Source organism: Brevibacillus sp. FSL K6-2834 (assembly GCF_038592925.1).
Lineage (GTDB): Bacteria > Bacillota > Bacilli > Brevibacillales > Brevibacillaceae > Brevibacillus > Brevibacillus borstelensis.
Map to the genome: position 1 here is coordinate 516,694 of NZ_CP151945.1, position 17,707 is coordinate 534,400.

15 protein-coding genes are annotated in these 17,707 nt (G+C 54.5%); 13 read left to right on the forward strand and 2 right to left on the reverse strand.

The window, feature by feature from the left end; translation table 11 throughout:
- Positions 1-48 precede the first annotated feature (48 nt).
- The 7 genes from kdpB (at position 49) to NST96_RS02785 (ending at position 9,673) form a co-directional block, all read left to right on the forward strand.
- The gene (kdpB, locus tag NST96_RS02755; protein ID WP_172920764.1) at positions 49-2,088 is read left to right on the forward strand and encodes a potassium-transporting ATPase subunit KdpB; all 2,040 of its coding nucleotides are present in this window, start codon (positions 49-51) and stop codon (positions 2,086-2,088) included.
- A 42-nt stretch (positions 2,089-2,130) separates the two neighbouring features.
- Positions 2,131-2,688: a potassium-transporting ATPase subunit KdpC gene (gene kdpC / locus NST96_RS02760; protein WP_172920763.1), complete on the forward strand. Its 558-nt coding sequence runs from the start codon at positions 2,131-2,133 to the stop codon at positions 2,686-2,688.
- 355 nt (positions 2,689-3,043) lie between these two features.
- Entirely contained in the window at positions 3,044-4,000 is a 957-nt protein-coding gene (locus tag NST96_RS02765) for a sporulation protein (protein WP_003389908.1), read from the forward strand.
- 172 nt (positions 4,001-4,172) lie between these two features.
- Positions 4,173-4,835: a sporulation membrane protein YtaF gene (gene ytaF / locus NST96_RS02770; protein ID WP_003389907.1), complete on the forward strand. Its 663-nt coding sequence runs from the start codon at positions 4,173-4,175 to the stop codon at positions 4,833-4,835.
- A 130-nt stretch (positions 4,836-4,965) separates the two neighbouring features.
- On the forward strand, positions 4,966-7,761 hold the full coding sequence (locus tag NST96_RS02775; RefSeq protein ID WP_035990035.1) for a calcium-translocating P-type ATPase, SERCA-type: 2,796 nt from the start codon (positions 4,966-4,968) through the stop codon (positions 7,759-7,761).
- Between the two features lie 45 nt (positions 7,762-7,806).
- Complete coding sequence (yunB, locus tag NST96_RS02780) at positions 7,807-8,511, forward strand: sporulation protein YunB (protein ID WP_024983318.1); 705 nt, start codon at positions 7,807-7,809, stop codon at positions 8,509-8,511.
- A gap of 121 nt (positions 8,512-8,632) precedes the next feature.
- On the forward strand, positions 8,633-9,673 hold the full coding sequence (locus NST96_RS02785; RefSeq protein WP_031932605.1) for a copper amine oxidase N-terminal domain-containing protein: 1,041 nt from the start codon (positions 8,633-8,635) through the stop codon (positions 9,671-9,673).
- 308 nt (positions 9,674-9,981) lie between these two features.
- On the opposite strand, the gene NST96_RS02790 is transcribed toward NST96_RS02785, so the two are convergent.
- The gene (locus NST96_RS02790; RefSeq protein ID WP_152562223.1) at positions 9,982-10,506 is read right to left on the reverse strand and encodes a GNAT family N-acetyltransferase; all 525 of its coding nucleotides are present in this window, start codon (positions 10,504-10,506) and stop codon (positions 9,982-9,984) included.
- A gap of 70 nt (positions 10,507-10,576) precedes the next feature.
- A complete protein-coding gene (locus NST96_RS02795) occupies positions 10,577-11,746 on the reverse strand; it encodes an MFS transporter (RefSeq protein WP_024983321.1) in 1,170 nt (389 codons plus the stop codon).
- Between the two features lie 274 nt (positions 11,747-12,020).
- Here NST96_RS02795 and NST96_RS02800 point away from each other — a divergent pair, with 274 nt between their 5' ends.
- The 6 genes from NST96_RS02800 to NST96_RS02825 all read left to right on the forward strand — a co-directional run bounded on the left by NST96_RS02800 (position 12,021) and on the right by NST96_RS02825 (position 17,463).
- Positions 12,021-13,112, forward strand: a complete 1,092-nt coding sequence (locus tag NST96_RS02800; protein ID WP_003389900.1) for a PAS domain-containing sensor histidine kinase — start codon at positions 12,021-12,023, stop codon at positions 13,110-13,112.
- Entirely contained in the window at positions 13,087-13,743 is a 657-nt protein-coding gene (locus tag NST96_RS02805; protein WP_003389899.1) for a response regulator transcription factor, read from the forward strand. Before NST96_RS02800 ends, NST96_RS02805 begins: the two co-directional genes overlap by 26 nt.
- 621 nt (positions 13,744-14,364) lie before the next feature.
- Positions 14,365-14,838, forward strand: a complete 474-nt coding sequence (locus tag NST96_RS02810; protein WP_251237901.1) for a hypothetical protein — start codon at positions 14,365-14,367, stop codon at positions 14,836-14,838.
- Positions 14,839-15,126: 288 nt separating this feature from the next.
- A complete protein-coding gene (locus NST96_RS02815) occupies positions 15,127-15,288 on the forward strand; it encodes a hypothetical protein (protein WP_031932603.1) in 162 nt (53 codons plus the stop codon).
- A 33-nt stretch (positions 15,289-15,321) separates the two neighbouring features.
- Positions 15,322-15,789, forward strand: coding sequence for a cytochrome c oxidase subunit II (locus tag NST96_RS02820; protein WP_003389897.1), 468 nt, complete (start codon positions 15,322-15,324; stop codon positions 15,787-15,789).
- A gap of 15 nt (positions 15,790-15,804) precedes the next feature.
- Positions 15,805-17,463 (forward strand): b(o/a)3-type cytochrome-c oxidase subunit 1, encoded by a 1,659-nt coding sequence (locus NST96_RS02825; RefSeq protein ID WP_342405536.1) that lies wholly within the window; start codon positions 15,805-15,807, stop codon positions 17,461-17,463.
- The last annotated feature ends 244 nt before the right edge of the window (positions 17,464-17,707 follow it).

A 17,707-nucleotide genomic window follows, 5' to 3' on the forward strand; every position in this document is an offset into this window, starting at 1 on the left:
GCCGACCCGGAGTATAAACAAAGCGGCTCCGGGGGAAGGAGACTTTCGATGAGTACACAGCGCAAAACCGCGCTTTCCCATGATTTGTACAAACGGGCTCTGCTGGATTCATTCCGGAAGCTGGACCCGCGCGTGATGTGCAAAAATCCGGTGATGTTCGTCGTCGAAGCAGGATTTTTGATCACGCTGCTCTTGGCTTTTTTTCCGACCTCTTTTGGCGGCCAGTCCGATCCGGGCTACAATGCGGCCGTCAGCTTGATCCTGCTGTTCACGATCCTCTTTGCCAACTTTGCCGAGGCGCTCGCCGAAGGCCGGGGCAGGGCGCAGGCGGACAGCCTGAAAAAAACGAAACAGGATGCGGTGGGCCGGCTCGTCCAAAAGGATGGAAGCGTCAAAGCGATCCCGGCCACCAAGCTGCGAAAGGGCGATCTCGTCATCGTCGAGGCGGGCGAAATGATCCCGGGCGACGGCGAAATTGTCGAAGGCGTCGCGTCGGTGGATGAATCGGCGATCACCGGAGAGTCCGCCCCCGTGATCAAGGAGGCGGGCGGGGATTTCAACTCGGTCACCGGCGGAACGCGGGTCGTCAGCGACACGATCAAGGTGCGGATCACTGCCGATCCGGGCGAATCGTTCCTGGATCGCATGATCAGTCTCGTAGAAGGGGCCAAGCGGCAAAAAACGCCGAACGAAATCGCATTGAGCACGCTCCTCGTCACGCTGACGCTGATTTTTCTGATCGTCTGCACGACGCTTTTGCCGATCGCCGGTTACGTGAATGCAGCTATCCCCATGGCGACGCTGATCGCGCTGCTGGTCTGCCTGATTCCTACCACCATCGGGGGGCTTTTGTCAGCCATCGGCATCGCCGGCATGGATCGCGTCACGCAGTTCCATGTGATCGCCAAATCGGGGAAAGCGGTAGAGGCCGCAGGCGACATCAACACGATTATTTTGGACAAAACCGGAACGATTACGTTTGGGAACCGGATGGCCGCGGCCTTTTTCCCGGTCGGGAATGCGAGCGAGGAGGAATTGAGCCTGGCTGCGGCGCAAAGCTCCATCTTTGACGAGACGCCGGAGGGAAGGTCTATTATCGAACTGGCAAAGCGGCAGGGAGTTTCTTCGCCTGTTCTGGATATCCCTCGGGCAGTGGGAATCGAATTTCGGGCGGAGACGAGAATGAGCGGCACGCTGCTTCCGGACGGGCGTGAAATACGCAAAGGAGCTGTCGATGCGATCAAGGCGCATATCGCAGAAAAAGGCGGTCAGATTCCCGCGGAGCTGGAGGAGAAAATGCGGCTGATCGCCACAGAGGGCGGCACGCCTTTGGCTGTAGCCGTGGACGAACGCATCCTCGGGCTGATCTATCTCAAAGATACAGTCAAGCCGGGTATGCGGGACCGCTTCGAGGAGCTGCGGCGGATGGGCATCCGCACCGTCATGTGCACGGGCGACAATCCGCTGACGGCGGCGACGATTGCCCGTGAGGCGGGGGTAGACGACTTCGTTGCGGAGGCGAAGCCGGAAGACAAGATTTCCTTGATCAAAAAAGAGCAGGCGCAAGGGAAGCTGGTCGCTATGACGGGAGACGGCACCAACGACGCTCCGGCGCTGGCCCAGGCGGACGTCGGGCTGGCGATGAACAGCGGTACCGTGGCGGCGAAGGAAGCAGCCAACATGGTGGATCTCGATTCCGATCCGACCAAAATCATCGAGGTGGTAGCGATTGGCAAGCAGCTTTTGATGACCCGCGGAGCATTGACGACGTTCAGCATCGCCAACGACGTCGCCAAGTATTTCGCGATCATCCCGGCGATGTTCATGCTGGCAATTCCGCAGATGTCGGCGCTCAACATCATGCAGCTGGCTACACCGCAAAGCGCCATACTGTCCGCGCTGATCTTCAATGCCGTCATCATCCCGATCCTGATTCCGCTGGCGATGAAAGGGGTCAAATACGTCCCGATGAGCGCAAGCAGGCTGCTTGGCCGCAATCTTGCCTTATACGGATTGGGCGGAATCGCCGCTCCGTTTGTCGGCATCAAGCTGATCGACTTGGCGCTGGTCTCGCTGAGCCTGGTCTAAATCGTCACGACACCCATAATGGAAAGGAATAGGTGAATGTCCATGCTGCAAAATGTTCGTCTCAGTGTCGTTCTGCTTTTGATCTGCGGGCTTGCCTACCCGCTGGCGATGACCGGCATCTCCAAGCTGGCGATGCCCGCCAAGGCGAGCGGCAGCCTGATCGTGGATGACAAGGGAAACGTGATCGGTTCAGAGCTGATCGGCCAAGCGTTTACAGACCCGAAGTATTTTGCGGGACGCATTTCTTCTATTGAATATAATGCGGCAAGCTCCGGCTCCAACAACTACGCCCCGTCCAATCCGGCTTTGGCCGGGCGGACGACAAAGGACATAGAGGCTTTTCTGAAGGCCAATCCGACAGTCAAGCGGGAAGAGATCCCCGCCGATCTCTTGACCAACTCCGGCTCCGGGCTGGACCCGCACATTTCCCCCGAGGCGGCTCGCGTACAGGCAGAGCGCATCGCAAAAGCGAGGAATCTCGATCAGGCTAGGCTGAACGCCTTGATTGACGAGTATACCGAGGAGCGGAGTCTGGGTGTCTTTGGACAGCCCCGGGTGAATGTACTCAAGCTGAATATTGCGCTCGACCGGATGAAGTAGAGGGCAGGCCAAAGGAGCTGGCAGACCAAAATGAACTGGCAGATAAAAATGAGTGGCAGGCCAAAATGAGCCGGCAGGAAAAAAGGAGCGGGAAAGACCGTGAAGTCTGCTTCTTTTTTCCTTCAGGAAAGCAGGCTTGCCAGTGACTTGCCGCAAGTCAGCTACCGTGTGCATTCCCGGAAGCTGACCCGGAAAGGAGCGCCAATTAAACGATCGATTAACAAGGCGGTAAGAGGCAGGCGGCGTTCCTCCATGATCGTTTCGTGAACAATTGCCGGTGCCACTCGCGCAGCCATCCAGCTTTTGCTACACTGGATATATTAGCGTTCGTTTATTTGATAAGGAGGAAACCGTCATGTTCAAAAAGTTGATGGCCAAATTCGGCGTAGGCGCAGCAACCGTGGATCTTCGGCTGGATCAGCCGGCTTATCGCCTGGGTGAAACCGTGACCGGACACATTCATATCGAAGGCGGGAACGTGGAGCAGCGGATTACAGAGCTGAGCGTTCTTTTGATGATGAACGCCCGGGTCAAAGGGCAAATCGTAACCCGTCAGGTGCATTCCGTCCAGGTTGCCCACAGCTTTAAGGTACTGCCAAAGCCTTACACAGTGGACATCCCCGTTTCCTTTGAGCTTCCGCAGGGGCTGGCGATCTCGTCGCCGTCTATCCAGTACGGCTTGCAGACAAAGCTGGACGTGGAAATGGCGCTTGATCCGACTGACATGGATCGGGTGGAGGTGCTGCCGCCGGAGCCGGTGGAGCGGGTACTGAACGCCCTGAACCGGCTGGACCTGCGGCAAAAGCCGGACTCCGGCGGTCTGACTCCTTATGGACAAGAGTTTTCGTTCTTTACAGGGCAGTCGCTGGGGATACCGCTGCGCGAGCTGGATGTCGTCTTTTTCTCCACGCCTGGCGAAATGCGGCTGCTGCTCGAGCTCGACTTGACCGTGCCGGGCATGCTGATGGGACGCCAGAAGGAGTACAAGGCAGAGCTCATCGTGCCGCAGGAGCTGCTTGCCGCAGAGAAGGAAGAGGAGCTGTCCCGTTTTTTGCTGGAAAAACTGCGCGAGTACGCGGAAAATCCGCAAGCCATCCCGTATGTTTCCATGGCTTCCTATGGGCAAATGCATGGAGGTCGTTCCGGCATGGGCGGCATGATCGGCGGAATGGCTGCGGGCCTCCTGGGAGGAATGCTCTTGGGCGAGCTCATGTCGGATGCGGGTGAGCTTGCCTTCGGGGAGTCGGGCGAAGAGTCCGGCGGCGATGAAGGCGGAGACGATTTTGACTTTGGCGGCTTTGATGATCTGTAAACACGCAAGTTTTTGGCCCGGGGCATACCCTCCGGGCTTTTCTTTTTGCTTGAAACATATCGTGTTTACAGATGAGCGAAAGCTGCGGGAAAACGCCCCTGGTCAAAAAGGGCACATCGGATAAGCGCGGAGCGTATTCTAAAGGGCAACGGGAAAGAGAGGTGATGGCATCATGAGCGGCTGGCTCTCGCTTCTTCTTGTGTCCCTGGCGATTAGCATGGATAGCGTCACCGTTGGATTGACATACGGTCTTCGGAATATGCGGATTCCTCTGATATCCCTTGCCGTCGTCGCCGGTTGTTCCTTTGCCGTGGTGTATACGGTAATGGCAGTAGGTTCGACGCTTGTATTCTGGCTGTCACCGGAGTGGGGCAAACAAATCGGAGCGGCTGTACTGATCGGGATGGGCTCATTTACCTTGTGGCGGCTGGTCTCTGCCCGTTCAGCCAAAAAGGACCAGACAAGTGCAGGCGAGTCTGAACAAAGCGGCGATCCGGCGCTCGTATCCCAATTCCGCATTTTTGGGCTGATCATCCAGATCCTCAGAGACCCCTCTTATGCGGATGCCGACAAATCGGGGCATATTACGGGCAGGGAAGCGGTTTTGCTGGGATTGGCGCTGTCGCTGGACGCTTTTGGCGCGGGGATCAGTTTGACATTCTTAGGCTATTCTCCCCTGACGGTAGCTGCATGTATCGCCGCGATGAGCGGTGGCCTGCTGTATCTTGGCGTGGTATTGGGGCAACAGGCCGGAAGGTGGAAGTGGCTGTCGCGGCTTACCTGGTTTCCCCCCATCCTGCTCATCTGTATCGGTTTGTTCAAAAGCTTCACGTGAGATCGTAAATCGACCCGTCCTTTCTGCAAGCAAGGACGGGTTGTTTGTGTGTTCCCCGGACAAGTGGGTTATTTTGGGGCCTGTCTGCATACATATGAGATGAAGTGTGAACGGGATGGAGGAGATTCAGGTGGACACAAGGCCCAATCAAAAATGGTACACGCTTGCGGCTGCTGATGTGACGAGAGCGCTGAACAGCGACGCCAGAGAAGGACTGTCCCAGAGTGAAGCGGAGCGCAGACTGGCCAAGATCGGCGCCAACCAGTTGGCCGCGAACAAGCGCAAGCCGCTGTTTACGGTCTTGCTTGACCAGTTTAAAGATTTCATGGTGCTGATTCTGTTCGTTGCCACGTTGATTTCTTATTTTCTCGGAGAGTATCTCGATGCCATCACGATTATCGCCATCATTTTCATTAACGGGGTGCTGGGCTTTATTCAGGAAGCCAAGGCAGAACGGTCCCTGCAGGCCTTAAAGGATTTGGCCTCCCCGATGGCCCGCGTGATGCGCGACGGCCAGCTTTTCCTGATCCCGGCATCCCGGCTCGTTCCCGGCGATCTGGTGCTGCTGGAAGCAGGGGATCGGGTCCCGGCTGACCTGCGTCTGTTTTCAGCCAATCGGCTAGAGATAGAGGAGTCGGCATTGACAGGGGAGTCTGTTCCGGTTTCCAAAACCGCGGGGGCGCTCTCGGCTGTGTCCGATGATGCGGTGCCGCTCGGAGACCAGAAAAACCTTGCATTCATGGGCACGATGGTGACCGGAGGGACCGGGCAAGGGCTGGTCGTCTCCACAGGAATGGATACCGAGATCGGAAAGATCGCCCATATGATGAATCAGGCGGAGATAGCCGAGACTCCTTTGCAAATCCGCTTGGAGCAAATGGGGAAAATCCTCGTAGTCGTCGCCGTTCTGCTCACGCTGGTCGTGATCGGAGCAGGGGTATGGCATGGGCATGAGCTGTTTACGATGTTTCTCGCCGGTGTGAGTTTGGCGGTCGCCGCGATCCCGGAAGGTTTGCCGGCCATCGTGACTGTTGCCTTGGCTTTGGGGGTACAGCGGATGATCAGGCGAAACGCAATCGTCCGCAAGCTGCCGTCCGTAGAAACGCTTGGATGTGCCTCAGTCATTTGCTCCGACAAGACAGGAACTTTGACGCAGAACAAAATGACTGTCACCCACATCTGGCATAGCAACACGACCTATCAGGTAACCGGCAGCGGCTACGAGCCGCATGGCGCCTTTCTTCTGCAGGGCAAGCAAATTGCTCCCGACCGCGATCAGGCGCTGGTTCAGTTGCTGCAGATCGCCCAGCGCTGCAACAACGCCCAGCTCTCCTGCGAAGAGGAGAAGGCGCGCAGACTGCTTGGCATGGGGAAAGCGGTGAAGCGGTGGCAGGTGGTGGGAGATCCTACGGAAGGCGCACTCAAGGTACTGGCGGCCAAGGGCCTCGGCTTCGATCCGGAGACAGGCAAAGGGCGTCAGGAGGGTGTTCGCGTAGACGAACTGCCTTTTGACTCCGACCGCAAAATGATGTCGGTCGTGGAGCAAAAAAGCGACGGAAGCTATGTCCTGTTGACCAAGGGGGCGGCGGAAGCGCTGCTTTCCAGATGCAGCCACATCATGTGGAACGGCCAGGTGCAGCCCCTGTCCGCCACGATGCGCCACCGGATTTTGGACCAGACAGAGGAAATGGCCGCCCAGGCTTTGCGGGTCCTGGGATTCGCCTACAAGCCGCTGCAAGGCTATCGCAGGGGTCAATCGGCCGAAATAAAGGAAAGCGACCTGATCTTTGTCGGACTGGCGGGCATGATTGATCCGCCGCGCGAGGAAGTGCGTCCGGCGATTAACCTGTGTCATCAGGCCGGCATCAAGACGGTGATGATTACCGGCGACCATCGCATTACCGCTGAGGCGATTGCCCGCCAAATCGGGCTGATGCGCGGCTACGGAGAGATCATGGAGGGGCGCGAGCTGGATCGATTGACCGACGAAGAGCTGGCCGAACGGGCCGAGCGGGTCGCGGTCTATGCCCGGGTCTCGCCGGAGCACAAGCTTCGGATCGTCCGCGCCTTGCAAAGCAACGGGCATGTAGTGGCGATGACTGGCGACGGCGTAAACGACGCGCCTGCGATCAAAACGGCAGATATCGGGATTGCCATGGGGATTACCGGTACCGATGTGACCAAGGAAGCCGCCGATCTCGTTTTGCGTGATGACAATTTTGCCACGATCGTTGCTGCGGTCGAAGAGGGCCGCAACATTTACGACAACATCCGGAAATTTATTCGCTATTTGCTCGCCTCCAACGTGGGTGAGATTCTGGTCATGTTCTTCGCCATGATTTTGGGGATGCCGCTGCCCCTGGTGCCGATCCAGATTCTCTGGGTGAACCTGGTGACGGATGGGCTGCCGGCGATGGCGCTGGGGGTCGATCCGCCCGAGGCAGACACGATGTACCAGCGGCCGCGCAACAAGCATGAGAACATTTTCGCCAGGGGATTGGGATGGAAGATTGTCAGCCGCGGCTTTTTGATCGGCCTCATGACGCTTCTGGCCTTCTGGCTGACCTGGCGGGAGAACCCGGATGACCTCGTCCACGCGCAGACTGTCGCATTTGTCACACTCGTCATGGCCCAGTTGATCCACGTCTTTGACTGCCGCAGCCAGCACAGCGTTTTCCATCGCAATATTTTTGAAAACAAGTATCTTGTATGGGCCGTGCTTTCCTCGATCGTGCTCGTGCTTGGGGTCGTGTATCTGGATGCGCTGCAGCCGATTTTCAAAACGACCGATCTGTACTTCCGCGATTGGGCACTGATTATCGTAGCGGCCGGCATACCTACATTCGTCGCGGGTATGGGAGGTGTGCTGCGGCGCGGACGTCCGCGCCCAGCGAACAAATCGACTGCAGGGACAGTGCGTTCCTGATCCCTCTGCAAGGCAGATGTCAAAAAGCCGGGAGAGAGCGAAATCGTGGTTCGCTATAGAAAAGGAGGCTGGCGGCGGAGGGGGAGACGATTCTTCCTGACGCTTGTCGCGCTGCTTATCGCGTTTATGGTCCTGTTCGTGATCGTCGAGAAACGGATCGAACCGACCTTGCTGTTGATTGCGACCCAGAAAGCGGATCAGGTGGCGAAGCTCGCGATCACGGACGTGGTTACCAAGCGGCTGACCCAGCAGGGAGTGGACTTCAACGAAATTATCGTCATGGAAAAGGACAACGAGGGAAACGTCAAGGCGATGAATTTCAATTTTGAACAGTACGCCCGGATTGTGGGGGAAACGACCACCCGGATTCAAAACCGGATGAAGGAGTTCGAGGAGGAGAACGTCAAGATTACCGTCCCGCTTGGCCTGGCGACCAAAAGCGTGTTTCTCGAGCATTACGGTCCTGAAATCCCTGTCTCTTTTGTCCCGGTTGGTTCGGTAAAGACCAGGCTGGAGACGGGGATGAAGCAGGCCGGAATCAACATGGTGCTGGTCACGGTCTACATCCAGGTGGAGGTTACGCTCAGGATTGTCATCCCTTTTGCCACCGAGGAAAAAACGGTAGTGACCCAGATCCCGATCACGGAAGCGCTCGTCGTGGGCAAGGTGCCCGATTATCTGTACAACAACCCCGCCGGCAAGCCGGATGTGCCGTATCCGCGGGCTCCGCAGGGCGTAGCAAACCCTTAAATCAGGGGAGAAGCTTGAACTATAAACACTCCGTTTTCAAAAATCGTGAAACGTTTTTTTCTTTGCTGTCGTCCCAATAGCAGGACAACATCCAAACAAGAGATGAATGGGAGATGACAGCATGAAAAAAATGAAATCTGTTTCCATAACTTTGTTGGCAGCAGCAGTCCTCACGATGAATGGAGTCAGCGCATTCGCTACGTCTGAGCCCGTACGCGAACTGTCCGTACAGGTAAAAGGACAGGAAATTGGCAAGCTCGCCATTGACGATAAGCAGCAACAGACGATTCTGGTACCGCTTCGGGAAGTAGCGGAGTCGCTCGGATATGAAGTAAGCTGGAACAGCCAGACCAAAGCGGCTGAAGTGAAAAAGGGGGCCGTTTGGAGCTATGCCAAAGCTGGCGAGGACCGTTATCCCTTTGCCCGCATGTACAAATCGGTGGGAGCGACGCCAAAGCTGATTAACGGCAACACCTATGTGCCGGTCGCCTTTGTGGAGCAAATTTTGCAAACACCGGTGCAGGTGTCCGGAAACTCTGTCAGTGTTGCGGCAGAAGAGGAGCAGGATTATACAAAGAAGGCGGGAACGATCACCAGTATCCGCAACACGGACGGCAAAGTATCGATTTTGCTGAATGGCTATCAGCGGGGCATCCTGCTGTATGTAGCGGATGAAACGAAAATCGTCACAGCGGACGGCAAGGAAGCCAAGGCAGCAGACTTGAAGCTGGGCATGGAAATCGAGGTTGTCCACGAGAAATTCATGGCGATGAGCCTGCCGCCGCAAACGGCGGCGAAAGAGATCGTCATCAAGAACAGCATGCAGACCGAGGACGTTCTCGGAACATTCGGGTCTGTCGCCAGTGTCGAGGACAACAAGGATGGCGGAGTGCGAATCGCTGTCGAGGGCGAGCGTCTGACCGACAATTCGTTTGAAAAGATCCACCTGCTCGTAAACGACCAGACGAAGATTGTCACTACAGATGGCAACAAGGCGCTTGCGATCGCGGATCTGAAAAAGGATGCGAAAGTATTTGCTTTCTACAGTCCAAAGCTGACCCGCAGCGCCATTCCGCAGGGCGTGGCAGAGAAAATCGTCGTGGAGCCGGCTGACAACCTGGTGACCGTGGAGCCGGCGGCAGCTGATGAGCCGAAAAAATAAGAGTGAAAACAAAGAAGCGGTCCAGCTTGTCATGCTGGCCCGCTTTTCTTTTTGGGGCTGAGAGGGCTTCCCGGTACGGTTTTTGAGTCGGATCAGTTAGGCACTGAAACCCCGCCAGCTAGGCACGTCTTTGCTGAGGAGCATGCCGACAGTATTGCCGATAAATTCAAACACAAAGATAAACAGCTCCATGCATCCCACCCCATTTTTTCCATTTGATGGAGAATGCGGAGGCCGCAGAAAATAGTTTCGGAAAATGGTGCAAGAAGCAAGATCGGTGATTGCAACATCGATTTTTCATACAAGGGCTACAGGGCTAAAGCCATGTAGTCTTCGTCCGAATAAACGCCGTTTTGCTTGAGGGCATTCTTTTCCGTGCCGAATACTTGAAAGCCCAAGGAGAGGTAGAGATGGCGCGCAGCCTCATTGTCGCTGGCTACGGTCAGATTGATCTGTTCAAGACCGTCCAGCTCTTTTGCCTTCTCGATAATGGCTGAAATCAGCTTTTTGGCGATGCCCTTCCCGCGCTGGGCAGGGGTGGTGTAAACGCCTGCCAGAGAAGCCTTGTGCCGCAGTTTTACATACGTTTCCCGTTTGAGCGTGGCTACAGCGACCAAGGTATCGCCGACAAATGCGCCCATCGTGAACAAATCCAGGGTGGGGGTCAAGCGGGTTTTCCATGTGTCCAACAGGTTTTTGTCCTGGATCGTTTCTTCATAGGTGGTCGAGAAAGCTTCCGGATTTGCTTTCAAAGCCTCCAGGCGCAAGGCTATGAATCGTTCGGCATCTTCTGGTCCGAGTGTTCTGATCGTGATATTATGTAACTCGCTCATCGATCTTCCTTCTTTCGAAAAGAATTTGCTAAATTATAACACGCAAAATACAGAAAAACAGATTTCATTTTTATAGGTGATCAGGGGGCGCATTCCTCACCTGTTTGCCTACAAATCCCATGCTCAACACTCCGGCCCCCAGCGCAAATCCTCCGCAAATCAGCGCCAGCGCAGTAAACCCCCATAGCTGATAAACCGGTCCGCCCAAATAAGAACCGAGCGTCATCCCGATGTACATGCCGGTAATGTTCCAGGACATGATTCTGCCCGTTTCGCCCGGATACTCATTGGACAAGCGCGATTGGTAGGACGGCACGAAGGCATACCCGACCAACGCCCACAGAAACAGGAGCGGATAAAGCCAATTTGACGAGGGAAGCGTACCGACCAGAGATAGAAAGGGGACGAGCACAAGCAGGCTGGCAGTAGAAACGGGACGCTCTCCAATCCAGTCGGCGAGCCTTCCGCCGCTCAAGCTCCCCAGCATCGCTCCGACTCCGTATGCCGTCAGCGATACGGCAAGCTGTGCGGACGTAAACTCGTTCTGCTGGGCAAGGGCCGTTCCCAAAAAGGTATACACCCCGTACATCGCCATCGACCACAATATGGTTACCACGACAGAGCGCAGGACATCGCAGAGAGGGCGGCGCTTTGTCTGGGGCATCAGAGTGTTTTTCCGCATCTTTGGCCATACGCGCCCATTCAGGAGTGCAAGCAGCAAGCTTCCTGCGGCTATACAGAGAAACGGCAAGCGCCAGCCTTCCCAGCCTGCAAGCAAAGTGCCGAGCGGCGTACCGACCCACAAGCCGGTGAGATTGCCGGAGACGACAACAGACAGCCATGCCGCCCGCCGGTTGGCAGGAGCGAGACCGCTGACAAAGGCGTAGACGGAAGGGGCGATAGCGGCCAGCGAAAGTCCGGCTGCCAACCGGCTGCCGAGCAGTAGCAGAAAGCTGTCGGCAAGCGCTGTTCCCAGATTGGCAAGCGCAAAACAGACTAATCCTGCCACCAATACATAGCTGCGCCTTTCCTGAAGCCTGTCAAATAATGTACCGGCCCAGGGAGAGCCGCATGCATACATGACCGCCATGACCGTTACCAGCCAGCCCGCGGCAGCCGGTGTCACACCAAATTCAGCGGATATAGCAGGCAGCAGCGGCGACATGATAAAGACATCGGTTCCGACCAAAAACAGAGTAGCGGCTCCAGTAAACAGCCAGATTGCTTGATTCCCTGACATGCATAGCTCCCCCGGTGTGCCAACGCACAGTTGTTTTTATCAGCTATATGGCGTGCAAGGAAGGAGGTGCCGGGTTGCTCATGTTTTCCCGCAAAGAAAGCCGCCCAGTTTTTGCTTAGGCAAGACAGTGGAGCGTCGCCCGGTGCATAAACCGTGCCTCCAGTCCCATTAACAGGTGGATGGAGGGCGGAGGTTAAGGGAATTCCCTGATACACTTTCCCCGGCCCACAGCCTACAATAGCAATATGGATGTTTGTCTGCGAGGAGGAACAAGGTGAACGCGTGGAAGGAAGAACGGGGTACGTCTCAAGAGACCGTCTCGCTGCTGCAGTCGATTTTTACGAACATCAGCGATGCTGTTCTCGTCGTCGATCACAGCGGGATGATCGTGACCGTCAATGCCGCTATGGAACGGATATCCGGATGGTCGCAGGACGAACTGGTCGGGAAAAAACATATATGCGAAGTATGTCTGGGCATGGCGACATGTCAGGAGGAGAGCACCTGTACAGACTGCTTTTTCAAACGCTCGCAAATGCCTTCCTTTGAGATGCGGCTCAGGACAAAAGAGGGCCGGGAATATCCCGTGGCTGCCAGTTCGACCAGACTTCCGGAAGGGGCGCCAGGCAAAATGGTGATGATCCTCCGCGACATGACTGATCAACAGCGGGCGGAAAAAGAACGGTACCAGCATAAGTTGACCAATTTCGTCATCCAGGCTCAGGAGGAAGAGCGGAAACGCATCTCCCGGGAGCTTCACGATGGCGTAGGGCAGGCTTTGTACAGCATTCTTGTCGGCTTGAACGTCCTTGGACAGAGCAAGCTGAGCGGGGCGATGAAGCAGCATGTCGCGGATGTCCAGCAACTGACGGCCAAAGCGATGGAAGAGGTAAAGCGGATGGCTCTGGAGCTGCGCCCCTCAGCCCTGGATGATCTCGGGCTTTTGCCGGCTCTGCGCTCCCTGATCAAACGGGTGGAAAAGAGCTTTGGCCTCACCGTGGATCTCCATGTGCAGGGTGCAAGGCGCCGCTACCAGGCAGCGATGGAAACAGCTCTCTACCGCATCGTCCAGGAGGCGATGACGAATACAGCCAAATACGCCCAGGCGGAAAAGCTGGGTATCGTCTTTGAAGACAGAGAAAAAGAAGTGGTGGTTACTATCGTGGACGACGGTGTCGGCTTTGACGTGGAAGCAGCCGAGCACAGAGGCTCCGGGCTGGGATTGTTCGGGATGAAGGAAAGGGCCCAACTGCTGGGAGGAAGCGTCGATGTCCGTTCTGCGATCGGGGAAGGCACCACTGTCATTGTTCGCATACCATTGCCAAAGGGGGAAGCAGAACATGGGGATACGCGTCCTGATCGCTGACGACCATGCCGTGGTCCGCTCCGGTCTGGGCATGCTGATCGACGCCCAGCCGGATTTGGAAGTCGTAGGCTATGCCGCAGACGGGAAAGAGGCTTTTGACAAGGCCTTGGAAATCAAGCCGGATGTGGTTTTGATGGATCTCAGCATGCCGCCGGGCGAGAATGGGCTTTCTGCCACGGGGAGATTGAAGGAGGCCGCTCCCGACATCCAGGTGCTCGTGTTGACCATGCATGACGACGAAGAGTACCTGTTCCGGGTGCTGCAGGCAGGGGCTGCGGGCTACATTTTAAAGAGCGCTCCCGATCTCGACCTGATCGCCGCCATCCGGACCGTGTCCAAAGGGATGGCGTACCTGTATCCGTCGGCGACCAAATCGCTGATCGAGGAATTTTTGCAAATGGTGAAAAACGGCGAGGAGCAGGCAAAATACGAGATTTTGACGGAGCGGGAAAAGGAAGTCCTGATCCTGATCGCCAAGGGCTTCAGCAACAAGGAAATTGCCGAGCAATTGACGGTTTCTGTCAAGACCGTGGAATCTCACAAGGCTCATATTATGGAGAAGCTTCATTTGCGCACCCGGCCCGATCTGGTCCGGTATGCGATCAAAAAGGGATGGCTTGATTTTGAATAAAGTCGGGCCAGCGACCAACAACGGAAGCAAGCAACCGAAGGGACAGGATCCCAGGAGTCGAAGCTTGACAGAGGAGACAGGGTGTAGAAAAAGCACGCTGGTATAGACAGCCAAAAGGTAACTTCTGAATGGTACCAGAAGTTACCTTTTTTATTGACTATTGAAAACGTCAAGAGGTATAGAGAATGGTAGTTGAAAAAAGTTATGATCATCGACAAAAATAGACAACATTCTCATTTTAATATATTTATAATAATATTATAAAAAAAGGGAGGGGTGGAATTATTAGGAGGATCCTTTTGATTATCGTTCTTGGGCTTCTTGTTTTCAGTTTTTTTGATCTTGACATCAGCTTAGGCATAAGCAGGAAGGTCTCCGTTGGAATTACAGTCGCGTTGGTTTTTTGGCTTACTTACCTTGAATATAGGATTGGAGGAATTAAAAATGAGAAAAAATAAATTAGTTCATTCGTTCTTGTCCGTTGCAGTAACGACTGCTTTCCTTTTTACCGGATATTCCTAAGTATTAGTCCCAAGTGTTCATGCTGAACAACAAAAAAATGATTATGATTTAGAATTGCTCCTAGAAATTGCTAAATCCAATTTAGAAGAGCAGACTACGGTGCAAAACGGTGTAATTGTAAACGGCTTTAAAAACCATAAAGAAGCAGGTGTAAGCAAAGAAGCTTTTGAAAAATTTGAAGAGATTTTGAGTTTCGCAAATAACGAGATTAGAAAAGGAAATATTGCTATCGGAAAAAACATTTTAGATATAAAAGCGGATATAATAACAACGAATTCTGATTCAGCTTGCAAGAATAAAAATTCCTCTGCAAAAGTTCAACCAGCAGCCATTTTTGATGAATACTATGTAAGTGCAAGCAAAGCTTCTAAAATTGGTAAAGCGTTAGCTGCGGGTGCTGGAGCTGCTGCATTAGCATCTGAATTCGGTCTCCCGTTGGTTGTAGCAGCTGTATTAACTGCATTGTATGGAGCAAATGAATTATGCAATTGGAATAATGGTGGGTATACGATTTACTACAGAACGATTCCTGTTGGACCTGTTCCGGTAGTAGGGTATTGTGTTCCAGATTAATCACTCGGTTCAAGAAAATTAAAGAAGCATACTGATCAGTAGCAAACCCAATGATGGGCATGTCAGATGCCAGGCTGGAAGTTGGCGCCGGGATTTCAACCGGCGCCAGCTTTTTTGTTGCAACTTCGCCATTGTTGTACAAAATGTGTCAGGAATCGGGGAATATCGGGAGGTTCCCGGAGCATTTTAGGGGTTTTCCCTGAATTACACCGCAACTGGCCGGGGGGTAGAATGAAGGCGTAAAAAGGAATAACGCCGGTCACGGTTTCAGGAAAGGAGGAGCGAGCCGTGGAGACGAGAACAGATACGCAGCGTCAGATGGACAAGGCGAAGAAGCCGCAGCCTGAGTCGCAAAACCTGAAAGGGACATTTATCGCTGTATTGCTGGTAGGCGCAATCATACTCCTAAGCTGGTTTGGTGTGTTCGGACTATTCCTGGGTCGTGCATAGAAGAGCGAGTTCAAAGAGAAAGGAGAGGAAACGATGCATCTGCACCGTTATGAAAAAATCTGGCTGTCCCTGGGAGCAGGGGGCCTCGCGTTATTCATCGTGCTGCTGTGTGTGAATGCCTTCGCGATGGGAATGGCTCCTCCGAGCAACATGGAAATGATCGATCCGGCCAAAGTGACAGAAACGCCTCCGTTCGACAACCCTGGCCTGAAAAAGCTGAGTGACAACGAGTACGATGCGTACATGACGGCGTTTGCTTTCGGCTTTGCGCCCAATAAAATGGAAGTTCCGGTCGGTTCCAAGGTGAATTTTCACGTCACCAGTCCGGATGTCGTCCACGGATTTCAAATACCGGGAACCAACGTCAACTTCATGGTAATGCCGGGCCATATCAACTCTGCATCCTACACCTTTGACAAACCGGGAGAATACCTGATCTTGTGCAACGAATACTGCGGCGCCGGCCACCAGGTGATGGCGACCACCATTATTGTAAAATAGAGGCAGGTGAATAACATGAATCATACAACAATCGGGCAGGCGCAAGTCGACCGTCCTACGGCTCGTCTCAGTCTGGCTTTCGTTTGGGTCGCCTATGCGGCGTTTGGATTGGCTGCACTGGCCGGGATGCTCCAAGGGATGGTCCGGGGCGGACTGATCGAACTGCCCAGCTGGACGAATTACTATCAGATTTTGACCGCGCACGGAGTGTTAATGGCACTTATTTTTACGACGTATTTCATCATCGGATTCCTCTTGTCCGGGGTAGCCAAAACGACGGGAGGCTCTCTGCACGGAACTGCCCGCGGGCTCGGCTGGACAGGATGGGTGCTGATGACGGTCGGGACGGCAATGGCTGTCGTGACGATTGTTACGAACGACGCTTCCGTTCTCTACACCTTTTACGCGCCGCTGAAGGCGTCGCCGTACTTCTACATCGGCGCTGCGCTCCTGGTTGTCGGGAGCTGGTTTGGCGGGTTTGCGATTTTTAGCAGCTACCGCAAATGGAGACGGGAAAACAGAGGCAAGCTGTCTCCGCTGTTCGTCTACATGTCGGTCACGACTTTTGTTCTGTGGTTGATCGCAACCGTTCCGGTTGCTGTCGAAGTTCTGTTCCAGCTTATTCCCTGGTCTTTGGGCTGGACACCGAGCATTAACGTCATGCTCAGCCGTACCTTGTTCTGGTTCTTCGGCCATCCGCTGGTGTACTTCTGGCTGATGCCTGCGTATATCGCCTGGTACGTCTGCGTTCCGCGCGTCATCGGCGGCCATGTATTCAGCGATTCGCTCGCTCGGCTTGCTTTTATCTCGCTGCTTCTGTTCTCCATGCCGGTCGGATTCCACCATCAGCTGATGGAGCCGGGTATTTCCGCAGGCTGGAAAATGATACACGTCATTTTGACGCTGATCGTTGTCGTACCGTCGCTGATGACTGCCTTCTCCATGTTCGCCACCTTTGAAACAACGGGGCGGAAAAAGGGAGGAGTGGGACTGTTCGGCTGGTTTAAAAAGCTGCCGTGGTCCGATGTCCGTTTCTTCGCGCCATTCGTCGGCATGCTCTTCTTCATCCCGGCAGGTGCCGGCGGGATCATCAACGCCAGCAACCAGATGAACGCGGTCGTACACAATACGATCTTTGTCACCGGCCATTTCCACATTACAGTAGGTGCCGCTGTCGCTCTGACCTTCTTCGGTGTCAGCTACTGGCTTATCCCTGTGCTGACCGGGCGGACATTGACCCGTACAGCCAACCGCATGGGGATGGTGCAAACCGTATTCTGGTCGGTGGGAATGTTCCTGATGTCGTTTGCGATGCACTATTTGGGCCTGCAAGGAACGCCTCGCCGGACGGATTATACCACCTACATGGATCATCCGCTGGCGCTCGGCTGGATGGATTACCAACGCGTCATGGCGTTTGGCGGCGGGCTGCTGTTCGTAGCGGCTGTACTGCTGATCCTGATCCTGGGCTACCTGACCTTCTATGCCCCGAAAGGAAAGACCGAATACCCGATCGCGGAAACAGAGGCGGAGCAGCATACGCCCCGGATTCTGGAACGCTGGCCGGTATGGGTGGGCGTACTGCTCTTCCTGATCGTGATGGCATACGGCATTCCGATCGCCGATCAGCTGACCCACAATCCGCCTGGTTCGCCACCAATTCGCACCTGGTAAACGTTGGGACAAATGTAAAAAGCAAAGGCAGAAGCAAATGCAGAAGCAAATGCAGAAGCAAAAGCAGAAGCAAATGCAGAAGCAAAAGCAGAAGCAAATGCAGAAGCAAAAGCAGAAGCCACAACAAAAGCCACTCGGTTTTACGCCGAGTGGCTTTTCAATTTGAGTGAAGAAATTTTTGTCCATAGAATTTGTACATAGAAAGAAAAACCGCCTTCCTGCATATGAAGAAAGGCGGCTCAAC